Below are 11815 nucleotides of genomic sequence, written 5' to 3' on the forward strand. Positions count from 1 at the left end.
GTTATTATTTTTTCTATCTTAACTCCTACAAAGCCAGCAAGCACCCACCGTTGGGTTAGGTGAAACACGGGCTTTTGCTATACCGAACTCACATTAATTAATGCCTAGCTAACAATTAACCCTTGATTATTGATTAAGTATATAGGCAAATATAAGTGGTGCCACGATCGTAGCATCGGATTCCACTATGAACTTAGGAGTATCTATATCCAATTTTCCCCAAGTAATCTTCTCATTAGGCACTGCTCCTGAGTAAGAACCATAGCTGGTGGTGGAGTCGGAGATCTGACAGAAGTAAGACCAGAAAGGTACATCTTCCCATTCCAAGTCTTGATACATCATTGGCACTACACAGATAGGGAAATCACCTGCTATACCACCTCCTATTTGGAAGAAGCCTACCCCCTTACCAGCAGAGTTATTGCGGTACCATTCTGTAAGGTATATCATATACTCTATTCCTGTTTTTACCGTATGTGCCTTTAAGTTTCCTTTGATTACGTTAGCCGCAAATATATTCCCTGTGGTGGAGTCCTCCCATCCTGGGCATATAATAGGAATATTCTTTTCCGCAGCGGCAAGTATCCAAGAGTTTTTAGGGTCTATTTCGTAGTATTGTTCTAGTACTCCAGAGCGTACCACTTGGTAAAGAAATTCGTGTGGAAAATAGCGTTCCCCCTTTTCTTCTGCCTTATGCCATACCTCTTCCAAGTGTTTTTGCAAGCGGCGGAAGGCTTCTTCCTCTGGAATACAAGTATCAGTTACTCGGTTATAATGACCGTCCAAGAGTTCGCGTTCTTGCTCTGGAGTAAGATCTCTATAATGAGGCACACGTTTGTAGTGAGAGTGAGCCACAAGGTTCATCACATCTTCCTCTAGGTTAGCCCCTGTACAGGAGATAATATCTACCTTTCCTTGGCGTATCATCTCTGCCAAAGAAATACCCAACTCGGCAGTACTCATCGCACCTGCAAGTGCTACAAGCATCTTTCCTCCTTCTTGTAGGTGAGTTTCATAGCCCTTAGCGGCATCCACTAAGGCTGCTGCATTAAAATGTAGAAAATTCTTCTCAATAAATTGAGAAATGGGTCCTTTATTCATCTTAAAAGTATTTAATTAAGTGTTATACAATTCATTAGAATGGATAATTAATTCCTATGTTGAAAACAAAATTAGAGAGTTTCAGCTTATTAGTCCAGTGTGGTGTCACCAGCTTGGAAGGGTTGTATAGCTTCATACCAAAATCCCCACGTATGACAAAATAGTTGAGGTCATAGCGCAACCCAAAGCCTGTCGCCAAAGCTATATCTGATATATCTGATAAGCGATCTAGCATGGCCTCTGTTCGATCCTCACTGTCCAGTAGGTGCCATACATTCCCCGCATCTAGGAAAAGTGCCCCTTTTAGTGCATTGGCTATGGTAAAGCGATATTCCGCATTAGCAGCCAACTTGAAATTGGCTTCGTTAAATTCCAAAGCCGAACCTGAAGAACCTGGTCCCAGAGAGTAGGCGCGCCAACCTCGGTTGTCATTAGCTCCTCCTGCAAAATAACTACGTGAGAAAGGAATATTCTTCCCGTTCCCATAGGGCATCGCAAAACCAATGAATCCACGCAGGGCGAGAACTTCTCCACTATTTTTCCTTGTCGATAGCGGAAAGTGCTTGATGTATTCCAGCTCTGCCTTAGCATATTGCGCATAAGCTACATCCAAAAACTTGCGTTGACCTTGATCATCGGTAGGTAGCTTGCGTATAATATTCAGCAGTTGAGGGAAATTCCCCGCCGTCTCTACCTTTACACGGAATTGCTCATAAGTCGGCTCATAGTAATTCAGCGTATTATTGGACATATAGGTAAAGCTCGTAGCTAGGATAAGGTCATTGCGTGTAAGGTGATAAAAACGTTCATAGAGGTTGAGCAACTCCAAATTTCGCTGAGCAGGATTCGTCCAGTCCCTGCGGAACATATCATAAATGAAATAGTCATAGGCAATTCTCCTGTCCAAGTTGCCATGAGCGTCTAAGTACCGAGAGGGGACAGAACCTTCTTTCTTTACAATTCCATTGAGAATTTCGTAGGAACTCTCATATACATTGAAATAATTTTGGGGATTTTTGTTATGTACATATTCTATATCCAAGAGTTCCAATATATTGCGATTAGCCATATTAGGGCTCCAAGTATAGCGAAGTACTCCCGAGGTTTTCTGCCTATCCAAACCTATATTTTCTTGGGTACTAGTGGAGAATTGCAATATGGTCTGTGGTGTTTTGGAATAAGGGATAAGTGATTCTATCCTACCAAAGAACCATATACGTGGAATAGTCAGGCGCAAGCCTCCTCCATATTCAAAGATATTAAAGAATGCTGAGCTCCCATCCAAGAATTGCTGAGCCCCCATGGTAATTCTGGGGGTTACCTCCAAAGTTTCCGCCCCACGAAAAACGTTCCTCGCTATAAAAGAAGTACTAAAACCTATCCCAAACTCTTGTATAGAGGAACGTGATAGCTCCAAACTTGTCTCTATTGAAAAGCGCTTAAGGGGTTCTAGGTATATATCTGCCTCCAAAACCCTTTCCAAGGTATCATTCTTGGCATAGCGGTATTGTATATTGGGATACTTGAAGGCTCTTAGGTTGTTGATCTGCCTGTAAGCATTGTTGCGGTCTATATCTCGGTAAAGGCTCTGGGAACGCAGGGCAATAGCATCATAGAGCGTTTGCTTACGATAGCGCAACTTGTTGCGGTAGTAGTAAGTAATCCCTTTGTATTCTAAGGAATCATAGGTAGTATTCTGAAAAGAAGAATCATAATCAGTATATAGGCGCACCTTCCTTATCTTATGAGATTTGTAAGGCTTCTCCGTAGGAGGGTCAGTGGAGCGGTCTATATAGTTGGCAATGGTAGTGGTTACATTGATCAGCGAATCGTTATTATAGACTACTGTATCTCGTGCTATGGTAAAATCTATCGCACTTTGCTGAAAGTTATAGAAACCATTATTACGCAATAGGCTAGTAATACGTGCTCTTTCATTATTGAATTTCTCCAAGTGATAGAAAGTGCGCGGCTTAATAATACGCTCATTGATACGCTTTTTGTAGAGGGAATCAATCTCTGGAGAAAGGATTTGAGTATCCAATGAGTCTATGTAATAGCGTCGCCCCCTATCTATGAGATAGGTTACCGAAGCCTGTTTTTCTTTATCTGTGGGGGTTATCTCATAGTGGCTTTTATTATTAAAATAGCCTACACTGTTGTAATAAGCATTCAGGGTATGTGCCGATTTGCGGGTCTCTACCGTATCTATAATCACAGGTGCCTGTCCCATTCGCTGAAGCATTCTATCCTTGCCCGATACCAAGAAAGATTTCCCTAAGCGTTGGGTCTGCTTTTTAGAGAGGAAACCATCCAAGAACCGATGCCACTTAGGATGTCTCTCAAGCCATTTTTGGTAGTTCTCCTCCGCATGATCATCGGCTAAGTTATAGATAAGCAACCCCAGTGGAATACCCAACAATCGTGAATTGGGTTCCTGACGTAGATAACCATAGATATTGGCATTCTTAGGTTTTTTATCATTAACAGAAATTGTATTCTTACGCAGCAAATACGCTCCCTCTGGCACCTTCTTTGTAGGATTACACCCCAGCAGATAAGCTAAAGCAAAGAGTAAGAATAGCGTTTTAGCAACAAATTTATGCTTCATCGGATAGCCTCAAAATTTCGGCTCAAAATTACAAATTTTATACGATAATACAATTATAATTATCAATTGTTAATTGTTAATTATTAATTATCAAAGATGCTCTACTTGTTTGATCCTATAATCAAGACGCAATAAATGGCATCTCTACCCTAATGCTAGCTAAGACAATTCTCCACTTAGCATAGTCTTTTGTAGAGACGCAATTTATTGCGCCTTGAAAAAATCACATCTTAGTTATATAATTCACATTGACATATAAACCTAAATATCAATTAATTACAGCTTTAACATTAACAATTGACAATTATTTCCTCCTCTTTCTCACAAACACCACCAATCCCACAAGGGCTACTAGTACCGCCACTGCTATCCATACTCCATCTAAGGAGACTTTCTTCTTCTCTTGTCCTGTGGTAGTTTCTTCTTTCTGGAGTATCTTACTATCCTTGGTATCATATACTTCCTCAGAGGCCTGATTAGCGGCTGAAAGCTGTTTTTGGTAAGCCTGAGCATTGGCCTCAGGTGCTTTTTGTGAGATGTATTCTTGCAATTTCTTATTTTCAGATGAGAACTGGGAAGAAGTGACTCCATATTCCTTAACCAAATCCGTATGGAGCGTAGCCAATTGGGCTATCTGTGCCTCTGTTGCCTTCCACATTCCTTTGCGGGAGGCCTCGAGCATCACCGCTGTTACCTCTTCCATGGAGACACCATTTTCACGTTTGATAAAGTCGGTCACACCCAATTTGTTTTTATCTTCTATATAAGTGTCATATACCTCATTCCATAGGGCATCATCTATCAGTTCAGGACGAGTAGCCTCCCAACCGTACATATTAGTTACAATCTCTTGGATTTGCCCTGCCGCAGAGGCCTTGCCTTTCATCATCTCTTTGATATACTTAGGATTGAGTATAGTAGCACGTGCCTCAACTCCTACCGCTTCCTTAAGCTCTTGCAGGTGCATATTCTTATGGTTGCGATAATCCGCCAAATAGGCATCAGGGTCTTTGCCGGTTACTTCCTTAATAGCTGCATTCATGCCTCCCATGAACTCATACACGTGATCAAGGCTCAGCGCTCCCCAAGTATTATTTTGGCGTGGCTGAATCAATACATCTGCATTCTTAATAGCTGCACGGAACATACCTTCTTGGAACTGACTCCAGTTCTCTTTAGTACCATAGAACGCCCCCATATTGTGCATATACACTTGAGCAATATCCTTTTGGGTCTCCCACTTGTCCCCTGCATGGATGAGCTCTTTGATACCTGTATCATATCTACCTTGTAGCCCTCCGAAAATACGCTGGGTGGACATCTCTCGGGCTTCCTTAGGAGGTATCCCCGCTTCTACCAATTCCTTTTCTATATCTACCGTACCTGCACTCACCTCATTGGCATAAGGCTCCTGACCAAGTGCGCTCACCATTTCTATGGCTTTGGTAATGAGGAACAAGCGAGAAGCCGCCAAGTCACGGAACTGACCGGAGGTTTGTATGACCACATCTATACGAGGGCGACCTAACTCTTCAGAAGGGATCAGGCGTATGTCGCCCACACGGCCAAAGGTATCCCACACAGGTTCTACTCCTAGCATATAGAGGGCTTGGGCTATGGAGACACCCTCAGTTTCTACAAACTCAGAACTCCAGAAAGTATAAGCTATTTTCTTAGGATATTCACCATGCTTTTCCTTGTATTCATTCAATACATTTTGGGCTAAGGCTACCCCTCTGTCCCAAGCCAATTTGCTAGGTGTACTTTCTGCATTGACAGAATAGAGATTGTGTCCAGTAGGTACCCCTTTAGGGTTGGCTACTGCATCTCCCCCTGAAGAGGGCGGGGTATAACCTCCACTAAGCGCATTGAAAAAGGCTTTTTCTTCCAAACGAGGGCTTTGTTGTAAGCCATCTCGGTAGAAAACAATATTGGTAATGGCTTCTTCTATACCTACTATGGCACGAGCACGGTCTATTTTAGCCTTTTTAGCGGCCAATTCGGCCAATTCTTTCTCTGTGAGTGGTTTGCGTTCTTCTTTCTTAACAGCGGGTTTCTTGGTTTTAGTAGCCTTTCCTACGGCATCAGGTTTCTTTCCCTTAACTGTATCTGCCTTGCTATGAGCCGTGGAATCCTTGCCTTTTGCAGCTTCCTTCTCCATTTGCTTTTTAAGGAAATAAGGCATACCTGATTGGTCTTCTGCTGCCATGGTTTCCTTTGCTTTCTGTAATTCCTCTGCAGTGATATGAGCATAGGCACAGATAAGTTCAGTAGTTACTGGTTTCCCCGTAAGCACTTGACTTACGAGTGTTTTAGCTGGATTCAAGTACTGCTGGGAGAAAAACACCTTGCGCTTGAGATCTCTCTCACTCACCTTACCATCTATCTTATGGAGTGCGGCTACACTATAAGCAATAGGATCGGCGGACATAGCCACAACAGTAGAGTTGATTTTATCCGCCGGATAAGGAATTCCCATAGTGTAAAGCTCTCCATTGATCTTCTCTGTGGCGATCTCTTCGGCAAAGTTGGACAAGCGATCTATCTCGGCCTCTGTATAAGGCTGAGTAAGCAAACTATCCAAGCGCAAGTCTCGGTGTAAGCCCATACCCACGGCTAACTTTTTAATATGTAGGGAGATGGTATTCTTATCAATAGGATTCTTTGACTTTTGATAAGAAAGTATGGTGTTCTCCAATTCATTGAAGGTATTGCGCATATCACTTTCGGTAAAGGCGGGCGTAAGGTAAGAAACAATGGAGCCATACGAACGACGTTTGGCCATCATTGCCTCCCCTATGTTGCCTATCGTATAATAATAGAAGTGAGGCACGGTGCCTACCAAGATATCTCCCCAATCATAGTCAGAGAGGGTAACCTGCTTATTGGGGGTAAATTCCAAAGAGCCATGGGTACCAAAGTGAATAAGCGCATCGGCCTTCAATCCGTTTTGTACCCATAAGTAAGCCCCTATATAGGCATAAGGGGGTATTTCCTTAACCCCATGTTGTACCTTGAAATCATCTTCTGTACTAATGGCAGCGGGGGGTTGGGGCAATATAGTTACATTACCAAAAGTAAGGCGTGCTACCCCCAAATAGTCCTTGTCGTCCTTATGAGTAGCCAAATAATTACCTGGAATGGCACCATTGTGAGCCACCACTTGCTCATAGAGGTCTTTTGGCAGGGTTCCCTTAAGCCAACTATCTAGCTCACTAGCTTCTACCAATGCAGGATTCCCTTGTGCAAAAAAGCGCTCAATCTCTCCTTTGGCACTAGCACGGTAGGTATTAGCATGATTGTTTAGCAATGTGTGAAACTCTTCCACAGTAGCAGGAAGATTATCCACCTTATAGCCTTCTTTTTTCAGTTGTATAAGGAAATTATAAAGGGATTCTATAACCTCCAAACCTTGTGCTACAGGAGGATTGAGACCTACTCCCTTGAAATATACAATAGCCAATTTCTTATCCGCATTAGCTTGCTTTTTCAGTTGGGTAAAATTATGTATAATCTTGGCAAACTTAGCGGCACGGTTACCAATAGCATTAAGGAAATAATACCCATCCTTATTCTTATCTTGTGCAATAACCACATAGGGATAAAGAGCACCGTCCAATTCTGGCATTACTACCGTCTGACCTAAGAAACCACCTGCCATGCCCATAGGGTCTTTTTCCCATTTTTCTTTGAGAGTGAGCACTGAAAGTCCTGTAAAGAAAGGTATGTTTTTCTGTTTAATCCAATTGATAAATTTCTCTGGAGCCCCCATCATCATCTGCCCATGTGGAAAATAGACAATAGCATCAGGATTTATCTCTTCCAAGAATTCTATTCGCTTGGTCTGTGCGGTAAAGGGATATACATTCATTTCTTCATTCTGCAGGGCTGAAATTACCCCATTGAGGTGTTCCTTATTTCCTGCAAAAGGTTCATGCAAACCCGCTACTACTGCCACACGTGGAGCGCCTTCCTTGTAGAAATTATGTTGCTTGAGATAGTCCTCATAGTCCTTCAGGTTGTTGAAAGAAAGCTCATCGTCTAGGTGAAAATAGACATTCTCCTTACGCTCTATGGCAGGAGCTGGCTCCGTGGCAAACCACTTCTTATCTATATATTTACGTACATACAGCGCCAAGTTTTGGTAGTTATTCTTATTGGCACTCTCCAAGTACTCGGATACTCTCTTTAGGTCTTCCTCTGCTAAGGTACTGATGTCATTATCAGGATTCGTTACCGCAAAACTGTGGAAAGGTATTTTACGAGAAGCCTCAATTAGCATATCGCGTTGTTCCTCACTGATTTTCATACCCATACCCCATATAAGTACAAAGTCAAATCCCTTAAGCTTATCCAATTCATCCGTAGAAACCTCCTCGAACTTGATAAACCTGTCCTTATTGGATAGGATAATATTGGAAGATTGGTAGCTTAAGAAATTCACCAAGGCAATACGTGTAGGTGAGATAAACCGCTGATACACAAAATACCCCACCCCACAAAGCAATAATGCTAAGACAAACAGTAGTAATTTTCTTCTCATAGGAATAGATTTTTACGTCTTTTATTATTGATAATTAGATTTATTTTATATAATATGCTTCGGCAAAGATACAACTTTTTTTAGAACTTCAATAAAGAAAAAAGAAAAATTTAATGATTGATAATGATACAGACTTATCAACATTCGTTGGCTTTTATTTATCAACAATTATATTTTTATTACCGTAATTTCTTGTTAAATCCAACTAATTAACAACATATCCTTATTTGTTGAAAATTATTTTTTGATTACTAATTTTTTCGTATACATACATCACATTTTAAACACAACATACTCATTACAAACAATTTACAAAAACACCTTTACATATTTATTCCTTAAAGAATAGGAGCTGTTACCCTCTTTGATACCTCCCAAAAATACAGAATAACAAATTAGCATGTAATTTTGCTCAAGAAATTTGATGCGTAAAATGATTGCGATTCCTGTCATAGAGACCCAAAAAGTCCCTATCAGCTATCCTCATGGGATCACTCTGTATATAAAGCGCGAGGACAAGACTCATGTACATGTTTCTGGAAACAAATACCGGAAACTCAAGTACAATTTGTTAGAAGCTATCCAAAAGGGATACAAACAGCTTATCACCTTCGGAGGGGCGTACTCAAATCATATTGCAGCCACTGCCTATGCAGGAAAAGTGGCAGGTATAGAAACCATTGGTGTGATTCGTGGAGATGAATTAGCCGGTGAAGTCGCCCACAACCCTACCCTTAGCTTTGCTCAGGAATGTGGTATGCGCTTCCATTTTGTCTCCCGTGAGCAGTTTCGTCTAAAGCATACAGAGACTTTCAAGGAGGAATTGACCAAGTTATTTGGCCCTTATTACTATATCCCTGAAGGAGGCACCAATGCCTTAGCTATAAAGGGTACTGAAGAGATTCTCTCCGCTGAGGATGCGGACTACGACTTTATTACCACTGCGGTAGGTACGGGCGGTACCATTGCAGGGCTGATTAACAGTGCCCTACCTCACCAAAAAATATTAGGGTTCCCTGCCCTCTGTGGAAAGTTCTTAGAAGAGGAGATACAAAAATGGATACATGGATCCAATCATTGGCAGCTGATACATGACTATAACTTAGGCGGTTATGCCAAGGTCAATGAACCTTTTATCCGCTTTTTGAATGATTTTTTCAGGCAAACGCATATTCCCTTAGACCCTGTCTATACAGGTAAGATGATCTATGGGGTTACCGATCTTATTGAAAAGGGATTTTTCCCCAACAATAGTAAAATATTAGCCATCCACACCGGTGGATTGCAAGGCATATATGGAATGAACCAAAAACTTAATAGTAAAAAGAAACAAACGCTGGATTATGAACAAGAAATTAATTAGCTTTATGGGCTTGATCGCTTTGGCCACCTCTTGTAGCACAGGGCTCAAGAATGCTACTACAAAAACACCTATCACCCGTATCCCTGATAAAGTACTTGTAGAGAGCAAACGTACCGAAACGTATATCAATAAGGAAGTACCTGAGACTCCTGAGGAGCTACAAGCAACCTCCGCTGTAAAGGTAACCCCTGCCCTAATTCATGAATATATCAATACTTATAAGGATATCGCTATGGTGGAGATGCAGCGCTATGGTATCCCCGCAAGTATCACCTTGGCTCAAGCTATTCTTGAGAGTGGCTCAGGACAAGGTCGCTTAGCGCGCCATGCACGCAACCACTTTGGTATCAAGTGCCACTACGATTGGGAAGGGGATACCATCACCCATGATGATGATGCCAAAGGAGAATGTTTTAGAAAATACGAACACCCCGAAGCCTCCTTCGAAGATCATTCACAATTCCTTGTAAATCGTTCTCGCTATGCTTTTCTCTTTACTCTAAAGGCAGGCGACTATAAAGGATGGGCTTACGGACTTAAGAAAGCTGGATATGCTACTGACCCTGGATATCCGCAAAAATTGTTGCTACTTATCAAAAAATACGAACTTCACCAATACGACACTGAAGTGCTCGGTTATGCTTTCAAGGAGGATAAGCCCCTTTCACCTATCCCCAATACACCTCCTCTTACTGTAGAGAAGAAAAAAGAAGCAAATAAGACCGTAGCAAAAGCAAATACAACTACTCAAAAAGCAAACACACCCACTGCAGCTACAAAAAATACACAAAAAGCAGTGGCAAAGAAAGACAATAGTCCAAAAAAGGATACAAGCGTCACCGCGCAAAAGGCAGATACCACACGAGTGGCGCAAAAAGAAGCAAATAACACCCCAGCAGAAGAAGTGGCTATGGATGCAATCAAGATGTATATCGTAAAAAAAGGAGATACACTATATAGTATTGCTCGCCGCTCTGGAGTAAGTGTTGATGACCTTATGGCTCGTAACAACATGAATAACTTCAACATCAATATGGGGCAAATACTCGTTATCCGTGAGTAAAAAAGCAACTATATGAAAAACTTTTGGAGAGCACTCTCTTTGATAGACAAAATTATTCTTTTAACCAATGGAGTGGTAGGTGGAATTTTACTTTTCGCCTACCTACTCCCTTTTATCCCTCCCCGATATTTTGAGTATGCCTCCCTAAGTGTCTTCACTCCTATACTGATGTTGCTCAATATGGCTTTCATAGGGATATGGATCATACGCCGCCAATGGTTATTCCTCTTCTCTGCGGTCTTATTTCTCATCGGATTGCCCTTTATGCACCGCTTTGTTCAATTCAGCAAGAGCAAACCTGCTCCCAAAGATCATCTGAGTGTGATGAGCTTCAATGTACGCCTATTCAATCATTACAAATGGAGTGAGGATAGCGAGCTAAGGAATAAGATTATTGATTTTATTGCCCAAGAGCACCCAAACATCATTGCCTTACAAGAGTTTTATACTAAGGAAAGCGGAAGTTTTCCTTTCTATAAGTACAAAAAATTCATCTATAAAAATAGTAAGGACAAGATAGGCCAAGCGATCCTAAGCGATTTGCCTATTATACATAGTGGTTCGCTAGACTTTCCTCATACAGGTAACAATGGTATTTTTGCCGATATAGTGGCAGGGCGAGATACCCTTAGAGTATACAGTCTTCACTTTGAATCCTTTCACATAGAGGACACTGAAATATCACAAGAGAATTCCAAGCGGATTTTCTTAAAACTTCCCAGACGATTTGCTATACAGCAGGCGCAGGTTGAACTTTTCAATAAGCATGCCGATAGCTGTCCTTATCCTATTATTATCTGTGGGGATTTCAATAATACCGCTTTCTCCTACCTCTACCAGAAGTTTCAGGATAGGGGCTGGATAGATAGCTTTGAGGAGTGTGGTACAGGCTTTGGTAGCACCTATGACTTTCCTTACTTTCCTTTCCGCATTGACTATATCTTGGCGGATCCCTATTTCAAAATCACCTCTCACAAGGTATATAACAACACTCCTTATTCCGATCATTACCCCATCAAAGCTACTTTTATAAAGAGAAAGTAAGCAGAGATCTAAAGTCAGCCTTTAGTATTAACGAAAAACGTGTTTAAACTTTTTTGAGGAACTTGGATATAAACCCTAATAAGAGCATTC

At 41.5% G+C, this 11815-nt stretch carries 6 protein-coding genes; 3 read left to right on the forward strand and 3 right to left on the reverse strand.

The features are described 5' to 3' along the window. Positions 1-126 precede the first annotated feature (126 nt). The 3 genes from Q0625_RS14635 to Q0625_RS14645 form a co-directional block, all read right to left on the reverse strand. Positions 127-1101 carry a deoxyhypusine synthase family protein gene (locus Q0625_RS14635; RefSeq protein ID WP_298828897.1) on the reverse strand — a complete coding sequence of 325 codons (975 nt, stop codon included), beginning with the start codon at positions 1099-1101 and terminating at the stop codon, positions 127-129. Between the two features lie 34 nt (positions 1102-1135). Continuing rightward, positions 1136-3712: a BamA/TamA family outer membrane protein gene (locus Q0625_RS14640; RefSeq protein ID WP_298828900.1), complete on the reverse strand. Its 2577-nt coding sequence runs from the start codon at positions 3710-3712 to the stop codon at positions 1136-1138. 304 nt (positions 3713-4016) lie between these two features. Next, on the reverse strand, positions 4017-8255 hold the full coding sequence (locus tag Q0625_RS14645; RefSeq protein ID WP_298828903.1) for a cobaltochelatase subunit CobN: 4239 nt from the start codon (positions 8253-8255) through the stop codon (positions 4017-4019). Between the two features lie 433 nt (positions 8256-8688). Here Q0625_RS14645 and Q0625_RS14650 point away from each other — a divergent pair, with 433 nt between their 5' ends. Genes Q0625_RS14650 through Q0625_RS14660 form a run of 3 tightly spaced genes read left to right on the forward strand, consistent with a single transcriptional unit; the run spans position 8689 to position 11725 of the window. Continuing rightward, positions 8689-9618: a pyridoxal-phosphate dependent enzyme gene (locus Q0625_RS14650; RefSeq protein WP_298828915.1), complete on the forward strand. Its 930-nt coding sequence runs from the start codon at positions 8689-8691 to the stop codon at positions 9616-9618. After that, positions 9599-10681 carry a glucosaminidase domain-containing protein gene (locus Q0625_RS14655; protein ID WP_298828906.1) on the forward strand — a complete coding sequence of 361 codons (1083 nt, stop codon included), beginning with the start codon at positions 9599-9601 and terminating at the stop codon, positions 10679-10681. The genes Q0625_RS14650 and Q0625_RS14655 overlap by 20 nt, the downstream gene beginning before the upstream one ends. A 12-nt stretch (positions 10682-10693) precedes the next feature. Next, positions 10694-11725: an endonuclease/exonuclease/phosphatase family protein gene (locus tag Q0625_RS14660; RefSeq protein ID WP_298828909.1), complete on the forward strand. Its 1032-nt coding sequence runs from the start codon at positions 10694-10696 to the stop codon at positions 11723-11725. Positions 11726-11815 lie beyond the last annotated feature (90 nt).

Source organism: uncultured Capnocytophaga sp., assembly GCF_938029845.1.
In the GTDB taxonomy this organism is placed as follows: Bacteria; Bacteroidota; Bacteroidia; order Flavobacteriales; family Flavobacteriaceae; genus Capnocytophaga.